Origin of the sequence: Mycobacterium sp. SMC-14 (genome assembly GCF_046250075.1) — a bacterium.
GTDB lineage: Bacteria > Actinomycetota > Actinomycetes > Mycobacteriales > Mycobacteriaceae > Mycobacterium.
Genome location: NZ_CP176429.1, coordinates 3,663,830 through 3,688,200 on the forward strand (window position 1 = coordinate 3,663,830; position 24,371 = coordinate 3,688,200).

Sequence of the window (24,371 nt, forward strand, 5' to 3'; positions counted from 1 at the left end):
CAGCGCCCATTTCACCGGCAAGTCAGCTGTGGATAGCCGAAAACCTCTCCCTCGCCGCGGCGGTAGCGTGCGGCCAACGAAGCCGAAAGGAGAACGCGACGTGTCGACTCCGGATTCCGGCATGTACCGGGTCGCCGTACACGCCGACACCGCGCACGCCGATCTGACGCTCCCGTCCGGGGTCCCGGTGGCGGCCCTGATCCCGGCTGTCGCAGATCTGATACCGCACCGGACCGGCCCGGAACCACTGCGCCCCTACCGCTTGGCCGAGCCGGGTAAGGCCGCCCTCGATGGAACGAAAACCCTTTCCCAACAAGGCATCCGAGATGGATCGATACTACTGCTGACGCACGCCGAATGCCGGGCTCCGCGGGTGCTGTTCGACGATCCGGCAGAACGGGTGGCGGCCGCGGTGCGAACGAAGGAGCGGCCCTGGGGTCCGGCGGCGCGCCGGCTCAGTGCCGCGCTGGCGGCATCCGGGCTGGCCGGTGTTGCCGGCTTCGTGGCGATTCCCGGCGGTCCCGGATCCCCGAACGCACTGTTGGCGGCCGCGGCGGCAGGGACGGTCGCCCTGATGAGCGTCCCGCCGAGCGGCTGGAGCGGGCCGGTACGCACGACGTTGTGCTGCCTGGCCGGGCTGGCGGTACTGGCCGCGGTCGCGGGAATGGCCGCAGCGGTCACCGGGATCGCGCCGACGCGAGTGGGTGCCGTGGCCGCTGTCGCCGGAGTCAGCATGATCCGCATCGCCGACCGGATGGTCTCCGCGGCCACCGGGCTCGCCCGCCGGGAAGCGCAGGTGGGCGCGGCGCACGATCTGCTGACGGGATTGGTGGCGGGTGCCGCGGCACTGGTGACTCTGGGCGCCGCCGCGGTGGTCGCCGGGCCGCCGGTTGGCGGGGCGCCCCGACTGGTCGGCGCGGTATTCGCGGCGACGGCCGGTGTGGCACTGACGCTGCGGGCCCGCTCGCTCACCGACGGCGTGCAGATCGCGGCGCTGGTTGCCGGCGGTACCGCCACGGTGGGAATCGCCCTGCTCGGCGCGGCGCGCAACACGACGGCGCAATGGCCGGCGGCGGCAGCCGTGCTGCTGATGGCGGTGGTGCTGGGCCTCGGCTTCGCCACGCCCAGGATGTCCCCGCTGATCGGGCGTGGCGCTGAAATCATCGAGGGCCTGGCCCTCGGGTCGCTGGCGCCGCTGACCTGCTGGCTGTGCGGGTTGTACAGCCTCGCCCGCGGACTGAATCTGGGCTGACCCGTGCGGTGGACCCGGATCGCCCGGTTGGCGGCGGTCGCCTTGATCGCAGCGACACCGTGCGCACCACCGGCGAACGCGGTCGCACCGCCCCCGATCGACCACACCCGATTGCCCGCGCCGACGCCGGCCGCTCCGGCACACCGCACCGTCCAGCGCGAGGTGTGCACGGTGGGCTCGCTGGGTCCGGGTGGGGCACCGACCCAGCTCGACGGACTGGACCTGGCCGCGGCCTGGGCGCTCACCCGCGGGGCCGGCCAGCGGGTTGCCGTGATCGACACCGGTGTTACGGCGCACCGGCGGCTGCCGGGTCTGATCGGCGGCGGCGACTACGTGTCCGCCGGCGACGGCACCCGCGACTGCGACGGGCATGGCACCGTGGTCGCCGGAATCATCGCGGCCGCACCGGATCCCGCAACCGATCGGTTCAGCGGCGTGGCACCGCTGGCCACCGTGATCGGCATTCGCGCATCCAGCGCCAAGTTCGCCGTCCGCGGCGATGGCCCCGGAATCGGCGATGTCGACACCCTGGCCAAGGCGGTGCGCACCGCGGCCGACCTGGGCGCGTCGGTGATCAACATCTCCGCGGTGGCCTGCCGGCCAGCGAGCTCCGGCCTTGATGACCGCGCGCTGGGCGCCGCCCTGGCGTATGCAGTCGAGGTCAAGAACAGCGTCGTCGTCGCAGCGGCGGGCAACACCGACGAGGGCTGCGGCGCAGGGGGACCCATGATCGTCACTCCGGCCTGGTACGACGACTATGTGCTGACCGTGGGCTCGGTGGATGCCCGCGGCACTGCCTCGGCGTTCACCCTGCCCGGCCCATGGGTCGACGTGGCCGCTCCCGGCGAAGCGGTGCTGTCGTTGAGCACCGTCGGCGATGCGATGGCCGATACCGCCGACGGATCGGCGCTGCGCGGCACCAGTTTCGCCGCGCCAGTGGTCAGCGGTCTGGCCGCGCTGATCCGCTCGCGGTTCCCACAGTGGACGCCGCGGCAGGTGATGGACCGGATCAAGGACACCGCACACCACCCACCCGGCGGGCGTGATGACGTCGTCGGCGCCGGAGTGGTAGACCCGTTGGCGGCGCTCACCTTTGAGGTGGCGGCCTCCGGAGAGCAGCCCCGGCCTGCCGCGCCTGTCCCCCGTCCCGCCCCGGACTCAGAAGCCGCTGCCGAACCCGCGCCCGCCGGGCTGCACACCGCGATCTTCGGCACGGCTGTCCTCCTGGCACTGCTCCTGGCAGCCGTCACCAGCCGGGCGGTCACGGGCCGGAAACCACGTCGCGACCCAACAACGCTTGATCCCGACTGAGCCGGGGGCCGGCCGGTAAACCGGCCAACATCGGCCACGGCACCCCGGCGGCCACCGCGGGAAGCCCCAGCCTGCGCGCCGCATCGTCGTCGTCGACGGTGAACCGCACCCCGCTGTCGGCGATCAGATATCCCGTACCCCCGGCGTGGCCGGAACTGTCGACCGCGCGCACGTAGGCACTGTGTCCCGGCGGAAGGTAGACGCCGTCCAGGGCGGGGCCCGGCCCGTCCGCTTGAGCCAGCACGGTCGGCGCCGCTCCCGCCGGCAGGCCTACCCCACTCGAGAGGGTGACCCCGCCCGGATCATCCGCGCGCCAGTGCGCGCACAGCGCCACCGGGGCCGAGCCCACCCTGAAACCCATCGCGCGGTGGTCTGCCGGGTCCGAGGGCGCTTCGGGGATCGCGTTCAGCAGCAACGCCGAGACACGTCTCGATACGGCGGAGTCCAGCACCGGTCCGGCAGGGTCGACCGCAACCCGACGTCCGTCGCGCAACAGATACAGTGCGCCGGACTCGGAGTGGACCGGTATCGGCTGCTGCGGGTCGAGGCGGGCGGATGGCGGCGGGTCGGCCCCGACGATGAGGGTGGTGCCGGCCGAGTCTTCGCACAGCGACCAGGTCTGGGAGTCCGGCAGTGCCGATCCGAGTACGTCGGGCGCACCCGGGATACCCAGCGGCGGGCCACGCCGGGCCCGGCCGACGGCGCCGCCGTCTACCGGTCGCGGGTCGGCTGCACCGGTGATCAGCCGAGCCGAAGCGAGGTTGTAGACCGGATGCACCGTGTCGCCGATCCGGACATACAGTGCCCCGCTCGCGCGATCCAGCACGATGGGCGCGTCACCGAGGACCGGCTGCGGCCATAGGACTGCCAGCACCACCGCGCCCGCGGCCATGACCATACTGAGCAGCCACCCCAAGCCCAAGGCGGCCCGGCCAGGGACGGGGCCGCCTGTCACCTGCCCGCACCGCAGCGCCCGTTCCATCCGGCGGGCCACAAAGCGGTGGGCGCTGAGCTGCAGCCGCGTCGTCGATCGCCCGGCCATCTCGGCCACCCACTCCCGTCATCGGTGTTCTGGCGACGCTAACCGCGAGACCGCAGCGCCCGCGTCCGGCCATCCACAGGCCCGTCGGTATCGAATTTCTGTTTCGGTACCATCTCGGGTATGCGTTTTGTTCAGCTGAGCAGCATTTTTTCCGCGACATTGATGGCAGGCGCACTGCTGGCGCTCCCGGCAATGTCTTCACTGGCCCCCGGCATCGCCCCGGTGGCGTCCGCCTACGACTGCCCGGACGTCGAGGTCATCTTCGCCCGCGGCACCAGCGAACCGCGCGGCGTGGGCCGGGTGGGGCGGGCATTCATCGACTCGCTGCGCCAGCAGACCTCCAAGAAGGTCGACGAGTACGGGGTCGACTACCCCGCCGGCCGGCTGCAGCTGGGCGGCGGCGACGGCGCCAACGACGTGATCAGGCGGGTCAAGGCGGCCGCCGACGTCTGCCCGAACACCGATCTGGTGCTGGGCGGCTACTCACAGGGAGCCTCGGTCATCGACATCGTCACCGGTACGCAGGTAGGCGGTATCACCTGGGGCAACCAGTTGCCCGCGGACCTTGCCGACCAGGTGGTGGCTGTCGCCACGTTCGGCAACCCCGCCGACCGCACGGGCGGGCCGATCAGCCAGCAGAGCGTCCTGTTCGGTTCCAAGGCCATCGACCTGTGCAACCCGGGTGACCCGATCTGCCATGAAGGTCCCGGGAACGAGTGGACCGACCACACCGACGGCTACATCCCGGCCCTGACCAGCCAGGCCGCCAACTTCGTGGCCGGCCGGTTGCGAGCCGCGGGTCCGGCACCGACGCTTGCGCCGTGATGCGGCCCACGCCGGTTTAGTTAGCTGATCAAGGCTTATTTTCGCTACTATCGTTCACCATGAAGGCATTCCGGATCCTGGCGGCAGGGGCCGCTGCCGCAGCGCTCCTGATGGACCCCACCGCGTCGTCGATGCCGACAGCCTCGGCTGACGGTTGCCCCGACGTCGAGGTGGTGTTCGCCCGCGGGACCAGCGAGCCCCCGGGCCTGGGCCGAGTCGGCGACGGCCTGGTCAGCGCCCTGCGGGGGCGGACGTCCCGGTCGGTCGGCGCCTATGCGGTCAACTACCCGGCCAGCTACGACTTCGGCCGGGCAGCCGACGGCGCCAACGACGCCAGCGGGCACGTCATGTGGATGGTGGAGAACTGCCCCGGCACCCGCCTGGTCCTCGGTGGCTACTCGCAGGGCGCGGCGATCATCGACATCGTGGCGGCGGCACCGGTGCCCGGCTTCGGTTTCACCGCCCCGCTACCGCCCGAGGCCGCCGATCACGTTGCGGCGATCGCGGTGTTCGGCAACCCGTCGACCAAGATCGGGCAGCCGCTGACCAACAGTCCGGCCTACGGATTCAAGACCATCGACTTGTGCACCGACGGCGACCCGATCTGCTCCCCCGGGCGCATCTTCTCCGCGCACTCCGGCTACACACCCGGCATGACCAATCAGGCCGCCTCGTTCGTCGCCGGCCTGCTGTAGCCCATCTCCCGCGAGGGAGCGTGTTTTTCCCCCGCAAGCGGGAGGTGCCCCCAACCGACACGCCGCCAAAGCTGTACAACCGTGCACGCTCGCACCCGGGGACGCCTAGCGCGTGCGTAGATCCCGGGTGATGAGGGTGCGCGCCCCCAGCTGGTCGTCCGGCGGGTAATCGACGCCGACCAGCGTCAGCCCACGTGCGGGCGCGGCGGTGAAATCACTGGATCGGCGCTGCGCGTTCAGCAGATCGGCGCACCACGCGGCATCGCGCCGGTGCTCACCGACCGCCAGTACCGCGCCGACCAGCGAGCGCACCATCGACCAGCAGAACGCGTCGGCACTGACGTGGGCGGTGACCAGATCACCGTCACGGACCCAGTCCAGGCGCTGCAGGTCGCGAATGGTGGTGGCACCCTCGCGATGCCGGCAGAAAGCCGCGAAGTCATGCAGCCCCACCAGGTGTCGGGAGGCCTCGGTCATCGCGTCGACGTCCAGCGGGCGAGACCACGCGGTGATGTAGCGGGCCTCGGAAGGCACCACACCGTAGGGCGCGATCGACAACCGGTAGGCGTAATGGCGTCGCAGGGCCGAGAACCGGGCGTCGAATTCGGCAACAGTGCGCTGCACCCGCAACACTCGCACGTCGATCGGCAGGAAACGCGCCAATCGCCGTGTCAGTGCTAAGAATTCCGGCTCACCGTCACGCCGAGTCCGCGAATAGGCATGTTGGAGCGCCGAATCCGGAACATCGATGTGAGCCACCTGTCCGGTGGCGTGCACGCCGGTATCGGTGCGTCCCGCCGCGAACAACCGCACCGGGGTGCGGAACACGGTCGTCAGAGCCTCGTCGAGGACTCCGGCGACCGTGCGCTGTCCCGCCTGAACCGCCCAGCCGGCGAATTCCGTGCCGTCGTAGGCGATGTCGAGCCGAAGCCGGACGGCTTCGGCCACGCCGTCAGGACTCGTCGGTACCCTCAACAGCCTCGGTGGCTTCAGCGGCCTCGGTCTCCTCGGCGGCCGGCTCTTCGACCTTCTCCTCGGCCTCGACCTTGACGGGCTTCTCGGCCTTGGCAGCCTTCTCCGCCTTGGCCGCGGCGCGGCGAGCGCGGTCGGCCTCCGACGTCACGGTCTTCTCCCGAACCAGCTCGATCACGGCCATCGGGGCGTTGTCACCCTGACGCGGCTCGACCTTGATGATGCGGGTGTAGCCACCGTTGCGGTCCGCGAAGTGCGGGGCGATCTCGGCGAACAGCGAGTGCACCACGTCCTTGTCACGGATCTTCTTGAGCACCTCACGCCGGTTGTGCAGCGTGCCCTTCTTGGCGTGCGTGATCAGCTTCTCGGCGTACGGCCGCAGTGCCCGCGCCTTCGGCTCGGTCGTCTTGATCCGGCCGTGAGTGAACAGCGACGTGGCCAGGTTGGCCAGCAGCGCCTTCTGGTGCGAGGACGATCCGCCGAGGCGGGGGCCCTTGGTGGGCTTGGGCATTGCGACTTCTCCTAAATGGGGCCGGCCCCCGTATCAGGTAGGGCCGGGACGGCTCTCTTTTCGAGAGGTTGGGCGTTACAGCTGCTCGGTTTCGGCGTAGTCCTGCTCGTCATATCCGGCGTCGGCCGACCAGGTGCCGGTGGCAACGTCGTAACCCGCTACCTGCGACGGGTCGAAGCTGGCCGGGCTGTCCTTGAGCGACAGGCCGAGCTGGTGCAGCTTGACCTTGACCTCGTCGATGGACTTCTGACCGAAGTTACGGATGTCGAGCAGGTCGGACTCGGTGCGAGCGACCAACTCCCCGACCGTGTGCACTCCCTCGCGCTTGAGGCAGTTGTAGGACCGCACGGTCAGGTCCAAGTCGTCGATCGGCAGGGCGAACGACGCGATGTGGTCCGCTTCGGCCGGCGACGGCCCGATCTCGATGCCCTCGGCCTCCACGTTGAGCTCGCGTGCCAGACCGAACAGTTCAACCAGGGTCTTACCGGCCGAGGCCAGCGCGTCCCGGGGGCTGATGGAATTCTTGGTCTCCACGTCCAGCACCAGCTTGTCGAAGTCGGTGCGCTGCTCGACACGGGTGGCCTCGACCTTGTAGGTCACCTTGAGCACCGGCGAGTAGATCGAGTCCACCGGGATGCGGCCGATCTCGGCGCCCGACACCTTGTTCTGCACGGCCGGAACGTAACCGCGGCCACGCTCGACGATCAGCTCCACCTCGAGCTTGCCCTTGTCGTTCAGGGTGGCGATGTGCATGTCGGGGTTGTGCACCGTCACGCCGGCCGGCGGGACGATGTCACCGGCGGTGACCGCACCGGGGCCCTGCTTGCGCAGGTACATGGTGACCGGCTCGTCCTCCTCGGACGAGACCACCAGGCCCTTGAGGTTCAGGATGATGTCGGTGACATCCTCCTTGACGCCCGGGACCGTGGTGAACTCGTGCAGCACACCGTCGATGCGGATGCTGGTGACCGCCGCGCCGGGGATCGACGACAGCAGGGTGCGACGAAGCGAGTTGCCCAGGGTGTAACCGAATCCCGGCTCCAGCGGTTCGATGACGAACTGCGACCGGTTGTCGGCCACGACCTCTTCGGACAGGGTCGGACGCTGTGAGATCAGCATGGTGTTCTTTTCTCCTTCTGGCACCCGCTATTTGATGCCGTTTGGGGGACTCGGGGTCGGACCCCGAGTTGTCTTACTTCGAGTAGAACTCGACGATCAGCTGCTCGGTGAGCGGGACGACGATCTGCGCGCGCTCGGGCAACTGGTGGACCAGGATGCGCTGACGCTCCCCGACCACCTGCAGCCAACCCGGGATCGGGCGGTCGCCCGCGACCTCACGGGAGATCTGGAACGGCACCGTGTTGATCGACTTGTCCTTGACGTCGATGATGTCGTACTGCGACACCTGGTAGCTGGGCACATCGACCTTCACACCGTTGACGGTGAAGTGGCCGTGGCTGACCAGCTGACGGGCCATCCGACGAGTGCGGGCCAGGCCAGCGCGGTAAACCACGTTGTCCAGCCGGCTCTCCAGGATGCGCAGCAGTTCCTCGCCGGTCTTACCGCCGCGACGGACGGCTTCCTCGTAGTAGCGACGGAACTGCTTCTCCATCACGCCGTAGGTGAAGCGAGCCTTCTGCTTCTCCTGCAGCTGCAGTCGGTATTCGCTTTCCTTGACCCGGGCGCGGCCGTGCTGGCCGGGCGGGTAGGGCCGCTTCTCGAATGCCTGGTCGCCGCCGATGAGGTCGACGCCCAGACGACGGGACTTGCGGGTGGCGGGTCCGGTGTAACGAGCCATGTTGTTTCAGTCCTCCTAGACCCGACGCCGCTTGGGCGGACGGCAGCCGTTGTGCGGCTGCGGGGTGACATCGGAAATCGCGCCGACCTCGAGGCCGGCGGCCTGCAGCGAGCGGATCGCGGTCTCGCGGCCCGAACCCGGACCCTTCACGAACACGTCGACCTTCTTCACGCCGTGCTCCTGCGCCTTGCGGGCAGCGTTCTCCGCGGCCAGCTGCGCGGCGAACGGGGTGGACTTACGCGAGCCCTTGAAGCCCACGTGGCCCGACGACGCCCACGCGATCACGTTGCCCTGCGGGTCGGTGATCGTCACGATCGTGTTGTTGAAGGTGCTCTTGATGTGAGCGGCACCATGCGGGATGTTCTTCTTTTCCCGCCGGCGGGTCTTCTGACCCTTCTTCGGGCCGGTCGCTTTCTTCGGTGGCATGACGATTACCTGGCCTTCTTCTTACCGGCGATGGTGCGCTTCGGGCCCTTACGGGTGCGCGCGTTGGTCTTGGTCCGCTGGCCGCGCACCGGCAGACCGCGACGGTGCCGCAGACCCTGGTAGCAGCCGATCTCAATCTTGCGACGGATGTCTGCCTGCACCTCGCGGCGCAGATCGCCCTCAACCTTCAGGTTGCGCTCGATGTAGTCACGCAACTGGGTGAGCTGGTCGTCGGTCAGGTCCTTGCTGCGCTGGTCCTTGTCGATACCGGTCGCAGCCAGGATTTCGTTGGAGCGAGTACGGCCGATGCCGTAAATGTAGGTCAGCGCGATCTCCATGCGCTTATCGCGCGGCAGGTCGACGCCCACAAGTCGAGCCATGTGTGGCATTCCTCTTTCGTAGCGGAGGTTATGGTCCCAGCCCGTTCCCGGCCAAAAGCTCCGGGGCCCGGCCTCCGATCCGGGCGTGTGTGAGCGGCCTATCCGCTCACTGGTACTGGGAGGTCTGCATTCAGTTGTGGCTGGTGCCCGGCTAGGCCGGGCCGGCGACTGCTAGCCCTGGCGCTGCTTGTGGCGCGGGTCCGAGCAGATCACCATGACCCGGCCGTGCCGACGGATCACCCTGCACTTGTCGCAGATCGGCTTGACGCTGGGGTTCACCTTCACGGCTGCTGTGGTCCTGTTCTAATCGCTGGTTGACGTACTTCGGGGGTCGGGAGCTACTTGTACCGGTAGACGATGCGTCCCCGGGACAGGTCATAGGGAGACAACTCCACGACCACCCGGTCTTCCGGCAGGATACGGATGTAGTGCTGCCGCATCTTGCCGCTGATGTGGGCGAGCACCTTGTGACCGTTCTCCAGCTCAATGCGAAACATCGCATTGGGCAGGGGCTCGACCACTCGACCCTCGACCTCGATTGCACCGTCTTTTTTGGCCATTACTCTCCGGCGATCCTCCGTGTCTGACTTACTTGTCGCGTGTGCATGCGCCCGCCACGGCGCAGCATCGACTACGACTTCAAAACGTGGGCCGGTGACAGGAAATTCCAGGTAGAACCCCAAGAATCTCAGACTGGACACGCAAGAGTCGACGCGGACGCCGCACCGTCGACCTACGATACCCGCATCCGCCTCCCACGCCAAAAGCGCTCGGTTTATGCGGCGGCCCCAGCTTCGCCTCTCCTCCGTCGAGCCTCGCTAAACCGCCGGGTTTATGCGGCGGCCCCAGCTTCGCCTCTCCTCCGTCGAGCCTCGCTAAACCGCCGGGTTTATGCGGCGGCCCCAGCTTCGCCCCTCCTCCGTCAAGCCTCACAAAAGCGCCGGGTTTATGCGGCGGCCCCAGCTTCGCCCCTCCTCCGTCAAGCCTCACAAAAGCGCCACCGTCACACACGCCCGCGACATGCGAGGATGACCTGACAAGCGGTGATGTGGCGGCGCTCGATCTGCAGGAGGCGTGGTGACGGCTGTGTACCTGGCGGCATTCGCCGTCGGCGCGATCGCCCTGCTCACCGCCTTGCTACTGACCGATATCGGGCACGACGGGATGCCGTTCCTGAGCCTGACCGGAATGTCCGCCGCCCTGGTCGGAACGGGTGCCGGCGGACTGGTGGGGACGTGGGCCGGGTTCAGCGCCCTGCCCGCGGGTGCGCTGGGACTCGGCACTGGAGTCACGCTGGCCTTCATCCTGCACGGCGTGGTACTGCCCTACCTGCGGCGACAGGAATCCAACTCCCAGCACGGACGGTCGGCCTACATCGGCCTGTTGGGCACGGTGACGATCGACGTGCCGCCCGGCGGGTGGGGTGAGATCGCCTTCGTCGACCCGGACGGCAACCGGGTCCGGTCCCGGGCGATCAGCCCCGAGCCGCAGACTCTCGCCAAAGCCACCCGCGTCTACATCGCCGATGTCGACGCCGATTACCTGCACGTCGTCGCAGTACCCGCTCAGTAACTCAGGTGGAGAGGCAGAAATCGTGTCGCTTGTCTTGATCGTGGTCATCAGCACCGTCGCCGCATTGCTGTTGCTGGTCGTGTTGCCGATGATCTACGTCCAGAACTACATCAAGGTCCCGCCGAACGAGGTCGCGGTGTTCACCGGGCGCGGTCAGCCGAAGGTGGTGCGCGGCGGGGCCAGGTTCCGGATGCCGGGCATCGAACGGGTCGACATCATGTCGCTGGAGCCGTTCAACGTCAGCATCAACCTGCAGAACGCGCTGTCCAACAACGGGGTGCCGGTGAACGTGGAAGCCGTCGGCCTGGTCCGGATCGGCTCGGCCGACGATGCCGTGCAGACCGCGGTACAGCGCTTCCTGACCTCGGACCTCGACGATCTGCAACGCCAGATCAACGACATCCTCGCCGGGAGCCTGCGTGGCATCACCGCGACGATGACCGTCGAGGACCTCAACTCCAACCGCGACACGCTGGCCCGCAGCGTGGTCGAGGAAGCCGGCACCGACCTGTCCCGCATCGGCATGGAAGTCGACGTGCTCAAGATCGCCGGCATCTCCGACCGCAACGGCTATCTCGAATCGCTGGGTCAGCGCCGCATCGCCGAGGTGAAACGGGACGCCACGGTCGGCACCGCCGAGGCCGAGCGGGACGCCCAGATCCAGTCGGCCAAGGCCCGCCAGGCGGGGGCGGTCGCCCAGGCCGAAGCCGACACGGCGATCGCCACCGCCAATCAGAAGCGCGACGTCGAGCTGGCCCGGCTGCGTGCCCAGACCGAGGCCGAGAACGCCCAAGCCGACCAGGCCGGCCCGCTGGCGCACGCCCGCGCCGAGAAGGACGTCGGGATCGCCGTCGAGCAGGCCGAGGCCGCCCGGGTGCAGGCCCGCATTGAGGTGGAGCAGCGTCGCGCCGAACAGGCCCAGGCCGCTCTGCAGGCCGATGTGATCGCCCCCGCCGAGGCGCAGCGCCAGGCCGATGTGGCCCGCGCCGAGGGGCAGCGCCAGGCCGCGATCCTGGCGGCGCAGGCCCAGGCGGAAGCGGCCCGACAAGCCGGTGAAGCCCAAGCCGACGCACGCAAAGCAGCCGCCGACGCGCTGCGGGTGGAACGCCAGGCCGAGGCCGACGGCGCCAAGGCGAGTCTGGTCGCCGAGGCCGAGGGCACCAAGGCCAAGCTGCTTGCCGAAGCCGAGGGCAAGAAGGAGATCGCCAACGCCCTCAACAGCTACAGCGCGGAGGCGGCTCGAATGCTGATGCTCCCCGACGTGTTGGCCTCGGTGGTGGCGGCCACCCAGGCTGCGGCCGCGCCGCTGTCGGACATCGAGCGACTGTCGATCGTCGGCGGCGCCGGCGATGCGCATGATGCGATCGGTGGTCTGCTGGGTATCAGTCCGTTGGGCATTGCCAAGGTGCTGGAAACGCTGAAGGCTTCCGGGGTGGACGTGGCGGCGATGCTGCGCCCAAAGGCCGCCGAACCCCCACCGGTCGACAACTCGTATCCGCTGCCCGCCGAGTAACTACCAGGAGCACAGGAGTCACGATGTCGGACACGTTCGCACTCAAGCCCGACCTGGGCCGCTACGCGGTGTGGACCTTCGGATCCCCCACCCCCGAGCAGGCCGCCGAGATCGAACGCCTGGGCTACGGCGCGATCTGGGTGGGCGGCTCGCCAGCCGCCGACCTGGCGTTTGTCGAGCCACTGCTGGCGGCGACATCGACCCTGCAGGTGGCCACCGGGATCATCAACATCTGGTCCGCGCCGGCCGAGCAGGTCGCGGAGTCTTACCACCGCATCGAATCGGCCTACCCGGATCGGTTCCTGCTCGGCATCGGCGTCGGCCATTCCGAGGCCACCGCCGAGTACCGCAGCCCATATGCCGCCCTGACCGACTATCTGGATGCCCTCGATGAGGCCGGGGTGCCGACCAGCCGCCGGGTGCTGGCAGCGCTGGGCCCCAAGGTGCTGCAGTTGGCGGCGCAGCGAAGCGCCGGGGCGCACCCCTACCTGACCACGCCCGAGCACACCGCCAGCGCACGCGAGCTGGTCGGCCCGTCGGTGTTTCTGGCCCCCGAGCACAAGGTGGTGTTGTCCACGGATGCCGCCGCGGCCCGCGAGGCCGGACGCGAGGCGGTCGGCTTCTACCTGCGACTGTCCAACTACGTCAACAACTGGCGCCGGCTGGGCTTTTCCGACCGCGACGTGCGCGCGCCGGGCAGCGACCGGTTGATCGACGCCGTGGTGGCCCACGGCACCGCCGGCCAGATCGCCGCCCGGCTCGGAGAGCATTTGGCGGCCGGCGCGGATCAGGTGACCATCCAGGTGCTGGGCGGTTGGCAGAACCTGCTGCCGACATTGACGGAGCTGGCGGGGCCGCTCGGGTTGACGCCGCGGGGTTGAACGCGAGCGGGAACCTCACCACGCAACGGGCGGACGCGGTGTCGTGGATTTCCCGCTGGCAGCCACGACACCACTCGCCCCACCGTTAGGGTTGCCCCATGCATCTGCTGGTCACCGGTGGCGCCGGGTTCATCGGCGCCAACTTCGTGCACAGCACACTCGCGCAGCGCCCCGGCACCACGATCACCGTGCTGGACGCGTTGACCTACGCCGGCAGCCGCGAGTCCCTCGACAAGGTCGCTGATCGGATCCGGCTGGTGCAGGGCGACATCACCGATGCCGCGCTGGTCACCGAGCTGGTCGCCGAGCTGGATCCCGCGACCGACGCGGTGGTGCACTTCGCCGCCGAGACCCACGTGGACAACGCGCTGGCCGACCCCGAGCCGTTCCTGCGATCCAACGTGATCGGCACCTTCGCCGTGCTGGAGGCGGTGCGCGCGCATGGGGTACGGCTGCACCACATCTCCACTGATGAGGTCTATGGGGACTTGGCCCTCGACGACCCGCGCCGGTTCACCGAGACGACGCCCTACCGCCCGTCCAGCCCGTATTCATCGACCAAGGCCGCCGCCGATCTCCTGGTGCACTCCTGGGTGCGCTCCTATGGGGTGCAGGCGACCATCTCGAACTGCTCCAACAACTACGGGCCGTACCAGCACGTGGAGAAGTTCATCCCACGCCAGATCACCAACCTGCTCACCGGGCGCCGGGCCAAGCTCTACGGCAGCGGCGCCAACGTCCGCGACTGGATTCACGTCGACGACCACAACAGCGCCGTCTGGCGGATCATGACCGGCGGCCATATCGGCCGCACCTACCTGATCGGCGCCGATGGGGAGCGCGACAACCGCACCGTGTTGCAGACCATCCTGCGGCTGATGGACCACGACCCCGACGACTTCGACCACGTCTCCGACCGGCCCGGTCACGACCTGCGCTACGCGATCGACCCGTCGGCGTTGCGTGACGAACTGGACTGGAAGCCCGAGCACACCGACTTCGATGCCGGCCTGCGCGACACCATCGACTGGTACCGCGCCAACGAATCCTGGTGGGCCCCACTCAAAGAGGCCGCCGAAGCCCGCTACGCGACACTGGGACGCTGACGTGGACGCGCGCGAACTGACCATCCCGGGAGCGTGGGAGCTCACCCCGACCCAGCACGCCGATTCCCGCGGCACATTCTTCGAATGGTTCACCGACCACGACTTCACCGCGTTCGCCGGACACCGCTTCGACCTGCGCCAGGCCAACTGCTCGGTATCGAGTGCCGGCGTGCTGCGCGGCCTGCACTTCGCCCAGCTGCCGCCCGGGCAGGCCAAGTACGTCACCTGCGTGTCGGGCTCGGTCTTCGACGTTGTCGTCGACATCCGGGTCGGCTCCCCCACCTACGGCCGTTGGGATGCGGTGCTGCTGGACGCCCAGAACCGCCGGTCGGTGTATCTCGCCGCCGGACTGGCGCATGGATTCATTGCGCTGCAAGATAATTCGACGGTCATGTACCTGTGCTCCGCTGAATACAATCCCCAGCGCGAGCACACTATCTGCGCCACCGACCCCACGATCGGGATCGACTGGCCCGACGATCACCCGTTGGTGCTCTCGCACCGCGATGCGGATGCACCGACGCTGGCACAGGTCCGCGCCGCCGGGCTTCTGCCCGCCTGGGAGCCGAGCTAGAACGCCCACCCCGCCGACTGTGCGGATTGGTAGGCCCAACGGCGGCAAACCCCGCAAATCCGCACACCCGAGGATCACACCCCCTCGCATTTACTAGGATGTCCTAGTAATCTGGCGACCATGACCCGCCAGATTCCGCACTTCATCGATGGCCGCCGCAACGCCGGCACCTCGCAGCGCAGCACGGACGTCTTCGACCCCAACACCGGCGAGGTGCAAGCCACCCTGCCGCTGGCCAACACCGCCGACGTCGACGCCGCGGTCACCTCCGCGGCAGCGGCCCAGCGCGATTGGGCCGCCTACAACCCGCAGCGCCGGGCCCGAGTGATGATGCGCTTCATCGACCTGGTCAACACCCATGTCGACGAGCTGGCCGAGCTGCTCTCCCGCGAACACGGCAAGACCCTCGACGACGCCCGCGGCGACATCCAACGCGGAATCGAGGTGATCGAGTTCTGCGTCGGCATCCCGCACCTGCTCAAGGGCGAGCACACCGAGGGTGCCGGCCCCGGCATCGACGTGTTCTCGCTGCGCCAGCCGCTGGGCGTGGTCGCCGGGATCACCCCATTCAACTTCCCGGCGATGATCCCGCTGTGGCAGGCCGGACCGGCCCTGGCGTGCGGAAACGCCTTCATCCTCAAGCCATCCGAACGTGACCCGTCGGTGCCGGTGCGGCTCGCCGAACTGTTCGGTGAGGCCGGGCTGCCGCCGGGCGTGCTGCAGGTGGTGCACGGCGACAAGGAAGCCGTCGACGCCCTGCTGCACCACCCGGGAGTCGCCGCCATCGGGTTCGTCGGCAGCTCCGACATCGCGCAGTACATCTACTCAACGGCCACGGCCAACGGCAAACGCGCCCAGTGCTTCGGCGGGGCCAAGAACCACATGATCGTGATGCCCGACGCCGACTTGGACCAGGCCGTCGACGCGCTGATCGGCGCCGGCTACGGCAGTGCCGGCGAGCGCTGCATGGCGATCTCGGTGGCGGTGCCCGTCGGCGAGCAGACCGCCGAGCGCTTGCGGTCGCGACTCGTGGAGCGAATCAACAACCTGCGGGTCGGCCACAGCCTGGACCCCAAGGCCGACTACGGCCCGCTGGTCACCCGGGCCGCTCTGGACCGGGTCAACGACTACATCGCCCAAGGCGTCACCGCCGGCGCCGAGCTGGTGATCGACGGTCGCGAACGGGCCAGCGACGACACCGTTTTCGGGGACGCCGACTTGACCGGCGGCTTCTTCGCCGGCCCCACGTTGTTCGACCGCGTCGGCACCGACATGTCGATCTACACCGAGGAGATCTTCGGCCCGGTGCTGTGCATCGTCCGGGCTCACGACTACGAAGAGGCCCTGCGGCTGCCGAGCGAACACGAGTACGGCAACGGGGTGGCGATCTTCACCCGCGACGGCGACACCGCCCGCGACTTCACCTCCCGGGTGCAGGTCGGCATGGTCGGGGTGAACGTGCCGATCCCGGTGCCGGTTGCCTATCACACCTTCGGCGGCTGGAAGCGGTCCGGCTTCGGCGACCTCAACCAGCACGGGACGGCGTCGATCACCTTCTACACGAAGGTCAAGACCGTCACGCAGCGCTGGCCTTCGGGCATCAAGGACGGCGCTGAATTCCACATCCCCACAATGCAATAGGGCCGCTTTATGAACACGATCTTGGATGACGAAGAACGGGTGATCGTCGACACCGCGGCAGCGTTCGCCGACAAGCGACTTGCCCCGTATGCCCTGGAGTGGGATGCCACCCACCACTTTCCGGTCGACGTGATGCAGGAGGCGGCCCAGCTGGGGATGGCGGCGATCTACTGCCGCGACGACGTCGGCGGCTCCGGGCTGCGCCGCCTGGACGGGGTGCGCATCTTCGAGCAACTCTCGATCGCCGACCCGGTGATCGCCGCCTATCTGTCGATCCACAACATGTGCGCCTGGATGATCGACAGCTACGGCACCGAAGACCAGCGCAAGAGCTGGGTGCCCCGACTGGCGTCGATGGAGGTGGTGGCCAGCTACTGCCTCACCGAGCCCGGGGCGGGCTCGGATGCCAGCGCACTGAGCACCCGTGCGGTGCGCTCGGGCGACGACTACGTGCTCGATGGCGTCAAGCAGTTCATCTCCGGCGCCGGCGTCTCGGACGTCTACGTGGTGATGGCCCGAACCGGCAGTGACGGCCCCCGGGGAATTTCCACGTTCATCGTCGAAAAGGACACGCCGGGGCTGAGTTTCGGTGCCGCCGAGCAGAAGATGGGCTGGAACTCCCAGCCGACCGCGCAGGTGATCTTCGATGGGGTGCGGGTGCCGGCCGAGGCGATGCTCGGAGGTCCCGACGGGGAGGGCAACGGTTTCGCTATCGCGATGAACGGCCTCAACGGCGGCCGGATCAATATCGCTGCCTGCTCGATGGGCGGCGGCCAGGCAGCGTTCGACAAGACCGGCAGCTACCTGGCTGACCGGACGGCATTCGGCAAGGCGCTGCTGGACGAACCGACGATCCGGTTCACCCTCGCCGACATGGCCACCGCGCTTCAGACCTCCCGGCTGCTGTTGTGGCGCGCTGCGACCGCGCTCGACAACAACTCCCCCGACAAGGTGGAGCTGTGCGCGATGGCCAAGCGCTACGTCACCGACGCATGCTTCGATGTCGCCGACAAGGCGCTGCAGCTGCACGGCGGGTATGGATATCTGCGCGAATACGGTCTGGAGAAAATCGTCCGCGATCTTCGGGTGCACCGCATTCTGGAGGGCACCAACGAGATCATGCGGCTGGTGATCGGCCGGGCCGAGGCGGCCCGCGTCCGGTCCGGCCAGTAGCCCCCGCCACCCGGACCCCCTGGGCCACTTAGGAGCACATATGGCAATCGTCGCGTTTCTCGGTCTGGGCCACATGGGTGGGCCGATGTCGGCGAACCTGGTCGCCGCCGGGCACACCGTGCGCGGCTTCGACCCGGCGCCGGCGGCCACCGCGGCCGCCGAGCAACACGGCGTGAGCATCCACGCCGGCGCCGCTGAGACGGTGGCCGGCGCCGACACGGTGGTGACCATGCTTCCGCACGGGGACGCGGTGAAGGGCTGCTACGCCGAGATCCTGCCCGCGGCCTCCCCCGACACCCTGTTCATCGACAGCTCGACCATCTCGGTGGCCGACGCCCGCGAGGTGCACGCCCTGGCCGGCTCGCACGGGTTCGCCCAGCTCGATGCGCCGGTCTCCGGCGGGGTGACCGGTGCGGTCGCCGGGCGGCTGGCGTTCATGGTCGGCGGCGAGGATGCCGCAGTAGCGCGCGCCACCCCGGTGCTGGAGCCGATGGCCGCCAAGATCATCCACTGCGGTGCGGCGGGCGCCGGCCAGGCCGCCAAGGTCTGCAACAACATGGTGCTGGCCGTGCAGCAGGTGGCGGTCGCCGAGGCGTTCGTGCTGGCCGAAAAGCTGGGACTGGCCGACCAGGCGCTGTTCGACGTGATGACCGGCGCCACCGGGAACTGCTGGGCGCTGCACACCAACTGCCCGGTCCCGGGGCCGGTGCCCACGTCGCCGGCGAACCGGAATTTCGAGCCGGGTTTTGCCACTGTGCTGATGAACAAGGACCTGGGCCTGGCCATGGACGCGGTCGCCTCCACCGGGTCGGCTGCCCCGCTCGGCAGCCACGCCGCGGCGATCTACCGCGACTTCGCCGCCGAGCACGGCGCGCAGGATTTCAGCGCGGTGATCAACCTGCTGCGCGAGGGCTGAGTGCCCCGCCGGCCTGCCGGGCTACTTCGCGATTGCCATCACCGCGCCGGGCCGTAGCCAGCCGATGATCTTCACCAGCGTGGCGTCATCGATCGCCACGCAGCCCGCCGTCGGCCCGCCGTCGGTGGTGTGAAAGAAGTAGGCAGAGCTGGCACCGGGTATGCGAGATTTGTTGACGCCGATGACCACCGCGTGCCGGTACTGCGGGATGTTGAGGTTCTCGCTGACCGCCGTGTTGAACGGGCACTGAGCTTTTTTGCAGACCTGCATGGTGTTGTAGGTGGGGCTGTCCGAGTCGCTGTCCCACCAGTGGTCGGACCCGACTTGCACGTACGGCAGGCCCCCACCGGGATTCGGGGCGGTGCCGAACGCCGAATCCAGGGTGAAAATGCCCATCGGGGTCGACGGCTCGCCTTCCTTGGTCTCTCGCGTGATGCCCGCCGAGCCGACATGCGCCGGAATCCCGGCCGCGACCGGTTCCCATCCCGCGGGTGTCCGTTGATAGACATCGATCTTTGCGGTCGAATGCCCCACTCCGACAACCGAAACCACTTGGGTGGCGTTGCCGACCGCATTTCCGAACCACGGTTCGACGACCGCCGCGGCCAGCGGCGCAGTCACCGATCTCACGCCCATCGCACACAGCGCTACGCACCAAAGAACCACCAGTCGACGCACCCCATCATGGTCAGCGACCGGAGGCGTCAGCGTCAAACAATGACTGCGGCGCGGCGTAAACCGGCGCCGAGATCAACCCGCTTCGCGGGAGCTGAATCGGGCGACCACCCGCTGCGACTGCAACTCCCGGCATCCGTTGGCCAGCAATCCGTCGTAGCGACTGGAACCCGCGTAGATCGCCGGAAGGCCGATCGCGGCCGCGGTGCGGGCCCCGGACTCGTAGCCGGCGATCACCAGCGCCTCTCCCGCCACAATGCCCAGCTCCCACAGCGCCAGCCGGTAGAGCTCGGCGTCACCGGCGGGGCCGGTCAGGTCGTCCGCGCTGACCACGGTCTCGGCCATGCCGTCGCCGATCAGTTCCCGCACCCGCTCCTGCACCCAGGCACGCGGGCCGGCACCGACCACCGCGATCCACAGACCGGTGGCGAACAGGCTCAACACCAGGTCCACCAGGCCCGACCGGGGTTCACCGTCAGCGTCGGCGAGCGCGTCGAGATCAAAGATCACCGCTTGTAGGGGGTAAACCTCGGCATCCGGGCGCACCTGGTCCCACCAGAACGGGCGGCCCGGACCGGTCCATGTCGCGAGTTCAGTTGTGATCTGCATAACAGACACCGTGCCGGAAACGAGCGCGGGTGTCCTCCCCCATTGGGGGGATCTGGGCGGGGAAATCGCCCGACGGAACCGTTCCGGGCGCCGCTGCGGGAGGCTTTATTGTCTTGCTATGCCCGTGCGCCTGGTCCTCGTCGACGACCACGAAATGGTGATCGAGGGCCTGCGGGCCATGCTCACCGCGTTCGCCGACCGGATCGAAGTGGTCGGGCAGGCGATCAACGCCGAGCAGGCCATCGCCGTGATCGGCGAGACCGACCCGGACGTCGTGCTGTGCGACGTGCGGATGCGCGGTGAGAGCGGCCTGGACCTCTGCCTGGCGCTGCGGGAACGCGACCCGGAACGCAAGGTCGTGATGCTCTCGGTCTACGACGACGAGCAGTACCTGTTCGAGGCGCTGCGCGTCGGTGCGAGCGGTTACCTGCTCAAGAGCATCAGCAGCGACGATCTGGTGCACCAGATCGAGTTGGCGCACCGCGGTGAGACGGTGATCGACCCCGGTCTGGCGGCACGGGCGGCCGGCACCGCCGCCCGCCTGCAGCGCGATGAGTTCTGGCCCGGCGCCCGCCAGGGGCTCACCCAGCGGGAAAGTGAGATCCTGGCCTACATGGTCAGCGGGCTGTCCAACCGCGGGATCGCCACCAAGCTGGTGATCGGCGACGAGACGGTCAAATCCCATCTCCGCTCGATCTACCGCAAGCTCGGGGTCTCCGACCGGACCGGTGCGGTGGCCACCGCACTGCGCGAAGGCATCTACCGGTGAGTTCCGCCGGCGGCCCGCGCTCCCGCCCCCGCAAACCCAATGCGGTACGGGACTTCGTCGACGCCAACCATGAGCTGGCGCTGCTGCGGGAGCTCATCCAGGCCGCCTCCAGCGGGCCCGGAGTGGAACCGCTGGCCGCCGCGGCCGCCCGGATGATCACCGCAGCCACCGGCACCGACGTCTGCTTCGTGCACGTCCTCGACGACACCGAGCGCTCGCTGACTCTGACCGGCGCGACCCCGCCGTTCGACACCGAGGTGGGCAAGATCCGGCTGCCGCTGGGATCGGGGGTGTCGGGCTGGGTGGCGCGGCACCGAGAGCCGGTGGTGATCAGCGACAACAAGGAGTCCGACCCGCGCTACCTGCCGATCGAGTCGCTGCGCGGGCGTGACTTCACCTCGATGGTGTCGGTGCCGATGGAGACCGATCCGGGTGGGCTGGTGGGTGTGCTCAACGTGCACACCGTGACGCGCCGCGAGTTCACCCCCGGGGACGTCGAGCTGCTGCGGGTGATCGGCCGGCTCATTGCCGGCGCCATGCACCAGGCCCGGCTGCACCGGCAGCTGGTGGCGCGCGAACGTGCCCACGAGCTCTTCGTCGAGCAGGTGATCGAGGCCCAGGAGATCGAGCGACGCCGGTTGGCCGGCGATATCCACGACGGCATCTCGCAGCGGCTGGTGACGCTGTCCTACCGGTTGGATGCCGCCGCCCGTGCCGTCGGCAACGATCCGCACGAGGCGTCGGCACAGCTGGAGGCCGCTCGTGAACTCGCCGGGCTGACCCTGCAGGAGACCCGCGTGGCGATCAGCGGGCTGCGGCCACCGGTGCTCGACGATCTGGGCCTGTCCGGTGGTCTGGCCAGCCTCGCCCAGTCCATCCCGCAACTCACGATTGAGCTGGACCTGGCCGAGACCCGGCTGCCCGAACACATCGAGCTGGCGCTGTACCGGATCGCGCAGGAGGGCCTGCAGAACGTGGTCAAACACGCGGCCGCGACGACGGTGCGGCTGGGGTTCGCGATCACCGCCGATCCCGATACCGCGCGGTTGGAGATCATCGACGACGGGGTGGGTTTCGACACTTTCGAGCACCCGGTGGGCGGCGACGAGATGGGCGGCTACGGGGTGCTGTCGATGTCCGAACGCGCCGAGCTGGTCGGTGGCCGGCTCAACATCCGGTCACGCCCGGGAGCGGGCACCGCCGTCACCGCCACCATCCCCATCCCGTCCCCGGCCGCGCGAGCGTGAATCCCTAGAAGTCTCCGGCGTTGCGCCGCAGGGTCTCGATCGCCGACGACAGCGTCCGCGATTCCTGCACCGACATACCGACATCGGCGAACACCTCACGGTTGAGGCTGACCGTCGCGTCCGCGACCGTGGTGCGGCCCAAATCGGTGATGGACACCAGCGTGGTGCGGCCGTCGGTGGGGTGCGGCAGCCGCTCGACCAGGCCGGCCGCCTCCAACCGCCGGATCGCGTGCGTGACGCTGGTGACGTGGACCTGCAGCCGGTCGGACGCCTTGGTGATCGGCAGGGCGCCGGAACGGCTGAACGCCAGCAGCCGCAGCAGCTCGAATCGGGAGAAGCTCAAGTCGTAGGGCCGCAGGGTCGCTTCCACCCGGGCCAGCAGGATCTGGTGGGCGCGCATCACCGATGTCACCGCCACCATCCCGTCCGCGACCTCACCCCAGCCGGCCCGCTCCCAGTTGGCGCGGGCCAGCGCGATCGGGTCGGCTGGGGCGAGATCGCCGGAGGAACTGGAAGCTGCCACGCCCTTTTCTTACCGCACCGCGCGGCGCGCCCACGTCGGTGTGCGTCAATTGCCAAGTTCAGCGCACCTGCGCGCTGGTCGCAGACCGCGAGGGCACAGGCCGGAAGGTTCAGCGCGGTAGCGGAATTGAACCGTTGAGCGCTCGGCAACGTGACACCGGCATGAGCCCCTCGTCGCCTTCGCTTGCCGCGGTAGCCGTTGAATTCCCGCCGAACCGATACAGCCAAGAGGAAGCGGCCCAAGCCCTGGGCGATTTCGCCGGCCCAGAATTTCGGCGGTTCTTCGAGGCCAGCGGGGTTGCATCCCGCCATCTAGCGTTGCCGCTGCCGCGCTACGCCGAGCTGAGCGGTTTCACCGAAGCGAACGACACCTTCATCGAGGTCGCCTTGGACCTTGGGGAGCAGGCGCTGCTGGCGGCCCTGGATGCCGCCAAGGTGAAACCGGCCGACGTCGACGTGGTGGTGTCCACGACGGTGACCGGGCTCGCCGTACCGACATTGGAGGCCAGGCTGGCGGCCAGAGTCGGGCTGCGGCCCGACGTCAAACGGGTGCCCCTGTTCGGCCTGGGCTGCGTCGCGGGCGCTGCCGGGGTGGCCCGGATGTACGACTATCTGCGCTCCTACCCCGACCACGTGGCGGCGTTGGTCGCGGTCGAACTGTGTTCGCTGACCATCCAGCGCCATGACCGTTCGATGGCCAATTTCGTGGCGGCCAGCCTGTTCGGTGACGGTGCGGCCGCCGTGATCGCAACGGGGGCGAACCGGCGCCCGGCGGAACCGAGGTTGCCGAGAATTCTGGCAACCCGCAGCCGGCTCTATCCCGACACCCAGGACGTGATGGGTTGGGATATCGGCACCAGTGGGTTCCGGATCAAGCTGTCCGTCGAGGTCGCCACGGTCGTCGAGAAATATCTCGCCGAGGATGTCCGCAACTTTCTGGCCGACTGCGGACTGTCCGCCGATGACGTGTCGACCTATGTCTGTCATCCCGGCGGGCCCAAGGTCATCGAGGCGGTCGAAAACGTCCTGGACCTGCCTGCCGATGCGCTGGAACGAACCCGAACATCGTTGCGCGAGAACGGGAATCTGTCATCGGCCTCGGTACTCGACGTCCTGCGGGCCACCATGGCCGATCCGCCGCCACCGGGCTCGTTCGGCCTGATGGTCGCGATGGGTCCGGGATTCTGCTCCGAGCTTGTGCTGCTCGGCTGGTAGCCGATGTATTACCTGTTGATCCTGGCCGTCGGGCTTGAACGGCTGGCAGAGCTGGCCGTGTCCACCTCGAACGCCGACTGGGCTTTCAGCCGGGGAGCCAAGGAGTTCGGCCGTGGCCACTATCCCGCCATGGTCATCCTGCACTCCGGCTTTCTGATCGCCTGCGCGGCCGAGGTGTGGCTGTTGCACCGCCCGTTCATCGGGTGGCTGGGCTGGCCGATGCTGGTTTTGGCCGCGTTGAGCCAGGCGTTGCGCTGGTGGTGCGTGCGAACGTTGGGCCGACGCTGGAACACCCGGGTGATCGTGCTGGCCGATGTTCCGTTGGTGCAGCGGGGGCCGTATCGATGGCTGCGCCATCCCAACTATGTGGCGGTTTCCCTCGAGGGATTGGCATTGCCGCTGATACACACGGCGTGGCTCACTGCCGTCGCCTTCACGCTGGCCAATGCCGCACTGCTGTGGGTCCGGATCCGGTTGGAGAACACGGCTCTGGGCTACGCCTGAGTCGCAACCACGCTCGTCAGGACGGCCGCCACGGCCGCCCGTCCACGGACCTCAGCCCGGCCCACAATGCGCACAACGCTTCGTGCAGTTCGCCCTTGACCGTGTCGTCATCGATCCCGAGATCCCGGGCGATCTGTGCAGTCGTCCAGCCGAGGTAGTAGGCCCGGTAGATCACCGCGCGATACCGGCTCGACAACCGGGCCAGCGCACCTTTGACCTGGTCCACGCTCCCCGACGACGGC

At 68.6% G+C, this 24,371-nt stretch carries 28 protein-coding genes and 1 pseudogene; 16 read left to right on the top strand and 13 right to left on the bottom strand.

Annotation, left to right across the window (positions count from 1 at the left end):
• Nucleotides 1-100 precede the first annotated feature (100 nt).
• Together ACKY0W_RS17355 and mycP are read left to right on the top strand one after the other, a co-directional pair.
• Nucleotides 101-1,252, top strand: coding sequence for an EsaB/YukD family protein (locus ACKY0W_RS17355; protein ID WP_409435089.1), 1,152 nt, complete (start codon nucleotides 101-103; stop codon nucleotides 1,250-1,252).
• Nucleotides 1,253-1,255: 3 nt separating this feature from the next.
• Entirely contained in the window at nucleotides 1,256-2,563 is a 1,308-nt protein-coding gene (gene mycP, locus ACKY0W_RS17360; RefSeq protein ID WP_409435090.1) for a type VII secretion-associated serine protease mycosin, read from the top strand.
• Here mycP and eccB read toward each other — a convergent pair.
• On the bottom strand, nucleotides 2,514-3,605 hold the full coding sequence (gene eccB / locus ACKY0W_RS17365; protein ID WP_409435091.1) for a type VII secretion protein EccB: 1,092 nt from the start codon (nucleotides 3,603-3,605) through the stop codon (nucleotides 2,514-2,516). The two genes, mycP and eccB, sit on opposite strands and share 50 nt — an antisense overlap.
• Nucleotides 3,606-3,725: 120 nt before the next feature.
• Here eccB and ACKY0W_RS17370 point away from each other — a divergent pair, with 120 nt between their 5' ends.
• Together ACKY0W_RS17370 and ACKY0W_RS17375 are read left to right on the top strand one after the other, a co-directional pair.
• Nucleotides 3,726-4,430, top strand: a complete 705-nt coding sequence (locus ACKY0W_RS17370) for a cutinase family protein (protein ID WP_409435092.1) — start codon at nucleotides 3,726-3,728, stop codon at nucleotides 4,428-4,430.
• A 59-nt stretch (nucleotides 4,431-4,489) separates the two neighbouring features.
• Complete coding sequence (locus ACKY0W_RS17375) at nucleotides 4,490-5,125, top strand: cutinase family protein (protein ID WP_409435093.1); 636 nt, start codon at nucleotides 4,490-4,492, stop codon at nucleotides 5,123-5,125.
• A gap of 105 nt (nucleotides 5,126-5,230) precedes the next feature.
• On the opposite strand, the gene truA is transcribed toward ACKY0W_RS17375, so the two are convergent.
• From truA to infA, 8 genes are all read right to left on the bottom strand, one after another.
• Complete coding sequence (gene truA / locus ACKY0W_RS17380; protein ID WP_409437833.1) at nucleotides 5,231-6,118, bottom strand: tRNA pseudouridine(38-40) synthase TruA; 888 nt, start codon at nucleotides 6,116-6,118, stop codon at nucleotides 5,231-5,233.
• Complete coding sequence (rplQ, locus tag ACKY0W_RS17385) at nucleotides 6,078-6,608, bottom strand: 50S ribosomal protein L17 (RefSeq protein WP_409435094.1); 531 nt, start codon at nucleotides 6,606-6,608, stop codon at nucleotides 6,078-6,080. The genes truA and rplQ overlap by 41 nt, the downstream gene beginning before the upstream one ends.
• A gap of 75 nt (nucleotides 6,609-6,683) precedes the next feature.
• Nucleotides 6,684-7,727: a DNA-directed RNA polymerase subunit alpha gene (locus ACKY0W_RS17390; RefSeq protein ID WP_019738182.1), complete on the bottom strand. Its 1,044-nt coding sequence runs from the start codon at nucleotides 7,725-7,727 to the stop codon at nucleotides 6,684-6,686.
• A gap of 73 nt (nucleotides 7,728-7,800) precedes the next feature.
• Nucleotides 7,801-8,406, bottom strand: a complete 606-nt coding sequence (gene rpsD, locus ACKY0W_RS17395) for a 30S ribosomal protein S4 (protein WP_406757718.1) — start codon at nucleotides 8,404-8,406, stop codon at nucleotides 7,801-7,803.
• A gap of 15 nt (nucleotides 8,407-8,421) precedes the next feature.
• Entirely contained in the window at nucleotides 8,422-8,832 is a 411-nt protein-coding gene (gene rpsK / locus ACKY0W_RS17400; protein ID WP_046189661.1) for a 30S ribosomal protein S11, read from the bottom strand.
• A 5-nt stretch (nucleotides 8,833-8,837) separates the two neighbouring features.
• Nucleotides 8,838-9,212 carry a 30S ribosomal protein S13 gene (gene rpsM / locus ACKY0W_RS17405; protein ID WP_024443769.1) on the bottom strand — a complete coding sequence of 125 codons (375 nt, stop codon included), beginning with the start codon at nucleotides 9,210-9,212 and terminating at the stop codon, nucleotides 8,838-8,840.
• 171 nt (nucleotides 9,213-9,383) lie between these two features.
• Nucleotides 9,384-9,497 carry a 50S ribosomal protein L36 gene (gene rpmJ / locus ACKY0W_RS17410; protein WP_003879483.1) on the bottom strand — a complete coding sequence of 38 codons (114 nt, stop codon included), beginning with the start codon at nucleotides 9,495-9,497 and terminating at the stop codon, nucleotides 9,384-9,386.
• Between the two features lie 53 nt (nucleotides 9,498-9,550).
• A complete protein-coding gene (infA, locus tag ACKY0W_RS17415; RefSeq protein ID WP_003418601.1) occupies nucleotides 9,551-9,772 on the bottom strand; it encodes a translation initiation factor IF-1 in 222 nt (73 codons plus the stop codon).
• A gap of 517 nt (nucleotides 9,773-10,289) precedes the next feature.
• On the opposite strand from infA, the gene ACKY0W_RS17420 reads away from it, so the two are divergent.
• The 8 genes from ACKY0W_RS17420 (at nucleotide 10,290) to mmsB (ending at nucleotide 18,588) form a co-directional block, all read left to right on the top strand.
• On the top strand, nucleotides 10,290-10,784 hold the full coding sequence (locus ACKY0W_RS17420; protein ID WP_409435095.1) for a hypothetical protein: 495 nt from the start codon (nucleotides 10,290-10,292) through the stop codon (nucleotides 10,782-10,784).
• Nucleotides 10,785-10,806: 22 nt separating this feature from the next.
• The gene (locus ACKY0W_RS17425) at nucleotides 10,807-12,297 is read left to right on the top strand and encodes a flotillin family protein (RefSeq protein ID WP_409435096.1); all 1,491 of its coding nucleotides are present in this window, start codon (nucleotides 10,807-10,809) and stop codon (nucleotides 12,295-12,297) included.
• Between the two features lie 23 nt (nucleotides 12,298-12,320).
• Nucleotides 12,321-13,178, top strand: a complete 858-nt coding sequence (locus tag ACKY0W_RS17430; protein WP_409435097.1) for an LLM class F420-dependent oxidoreductase — start codon at nucleotides 12,321-12,323, stop codon at nucleotides 13,176-13,178.
• Between the two features lie 98 nt (nucleotides 13,179-13,276).
• Nucleotides 13,277-14,284, top strand: coding sequence for a dTDP-glucose 4,6-dehydratase (gene rfbB, locus ACKY0W_RS17435; protein ID WP_409435098.1), 1,008 nt, complete (start codon nucleotides 13,277-13,279; stop codon nucleotides 14,282-14,284).
• Between the two features lies 1 nt (nucleotide 14,285).
• Nucleotides 14,286-14,858, top strand: coding sequence for a dTDP-4-dehydrorhamnose 3,5-epimerase (gene rfbC, locus ACKY0W_RS17440; RefSeq protein WP_409435099.1), 573 nt, complete (start codon nucleotides 14,286-14,288; stop codon nucleotides 14,856-14,858).
• A gap of 120 nt (nucleotides 14,859-14,978) precedes the next feature.
• Complete coding sequence (locus ACKY0W_RS17445; protein ID WP_409435100.1) at nucleotides 14,979-16,499, top strand: CoA-acylating methylmalonate-semialdehyde dehydrogenase; 1,521 nt, start codon at nucleotides 14,979-14,981, stop codon at nucleotides 16,497-16,499.
• 9 nt (nucleotides 16,500-16,508) lie between these two features.
• Nucleotides 16,509-17,672, top strand: coding sequence for an isobutyryl-CoA dehydrogenase (locus ACKY0W_RS17450; RefSeq protein ID WP_409435101.1), 1,164 nt, complete (start codon nucleotides 16,509-16,511; stop codon nucleotides 17,670-17,672).
• A 40-nt stretch (nucleotides 17,673-17,712) separates the two neighbouring features.
• Entirely contained in the window at nucleotides 17,713-18,588 is an 876-nt protein-coding gene (gene mmsB, locus ACKY0W_RS17455) for a 3-hydroxyisobutyrate dehydrogenase (protein WP_409435102.1), read from the top strand.
• 21 nt (nucleotides 18,589-18,609) lie between these two features.
• Here the strand turns inward: mmsB and ACKY0W_RS17460 are convergent, their stop codons facing one another.
• Entirely contained in the window at nucleotides 18,610-19,266 is a 657-nt protein-coding gene (locus ACKY0W_RS17460; protein WP_409435103.1) for a L,D-transpeptidase, read from the bottom strand.
• 72 nt (nucleotides 19,267-19,338) lie between these two features.
• The gene (locus tag ACKY0W_RS17465) at nucleotides 19,339-19,872 is read right to left on the bottom strand and encodes an HAD family hydrolase (protein ID WP_409435104.1); all 534 of its coding nucleotides are present in this window, start codon (nucleotides 19,870-19,872) and stop codon (nucleotides 19,339-19,341) included.
• 118 nt (nucleotides 19,873-19,990) lie between these two features.
• On the opposite strand from ACKY0W_RS17465, the gene ACKY0W_RS17470 reads away from it, so the two are divergent.
• Together ACKY0W_RS17470 and ACKY0W_RS17475 are read left to right on the top strand one after the other, a co-directional pair.
• Nucleotides 19,991-20,641, top strand: a complete 651-nt coding sequence (locus ACKY0W_RS17470; RefSeq protein ID WP_409435105.1) for a response regulator — start codon at nucleotides 19,991-19,993, stop codon at nucleotides 20,639-20,641.
• A complete protein-coding gene (locus ACKY0W_RS17475) occupies nucleotides 20,638-21,888 on the top strand; it encodes a GAF domain-containing protein (protein ID WP_406781806.1) in 1,251 nt (416 codons plus the stop codon). The genes ACKY0W_RS17470 and ACKY0W_RS17475 overlap by 4 nt, the downstream gene beginning before the upstream one ends.
• Before the next feature lie 4 nt (nucleotides 21,889-21,892).
• Here ACKY0W_RS17475 and ACKY0W_RS17480 read toward each other — a convergent pair whose 3' ends face one another.
• The gene (locus tag ACKY0W_RS17480; RefSeq protein WP_409435106.1) at nucleotides 21,893-22,411 is read right to left on the bottom strand and encodes a MarR family winged helix-turn-helix transcriptional regulator; all 519 of its coding nucleotides are present in this window, start codon (nucleotides 22,409-22,411) and stop codon (nucleotides 21,893-21,895) included.
• 161 nt (nucleotides 22,412-22,572) lie between these two features.
• On the opposite strand from ACKY0W_RS17480, the gene ACKY0W_RS17485 reads away from it, so the two are divergent.
• Both ACKY0W_RS17485 and ACKY0W_RS17490 read left to right on the top strand, forming a co-directional pair.
• Complete coding sequence (locus ACKY0W_RS17485; protein ID WP_409435107.1) at nucleotides 22,573-23,625, top strand: type III polyketide synthase; 1,053 nt, start codon at nucleotides 22,573-22,575, stop codon at nucleotides 23,623-23,625.
• 3 nt (nucleotides 23,626-23,628) lie between these two features.
• Complete coding sequence (locus tag ACKY0W_RS17490) at nucleotides 23,629-24,129, top strand: isoprenylcysteine carboxyl methyltransferase family protein (RefSeq protein ID WP_409435108.1); 501 nt, start codon at nucleotides 23,629-23,631, stop codon at nucleotides 24,127-24,129.
• A 16-nt stretch (nucleotides 24,130-24,145) separates the two neighbouring features.
• Here ACKY0W_RS17490 and ACKY0W_RS17495 read toward each other — a convergent pair.
• A pseudogene (locus tag ACKY0W_RS17495) lies at nucleotides 24,146-24,337 on the bottom strand (sigma factor-like helix-turn-helix DNA-binding protein); the annotation flags it as partial.
• Between the last annotated feature and the right edge of the window lie 34 nt (nucleotides 24,338-24,371).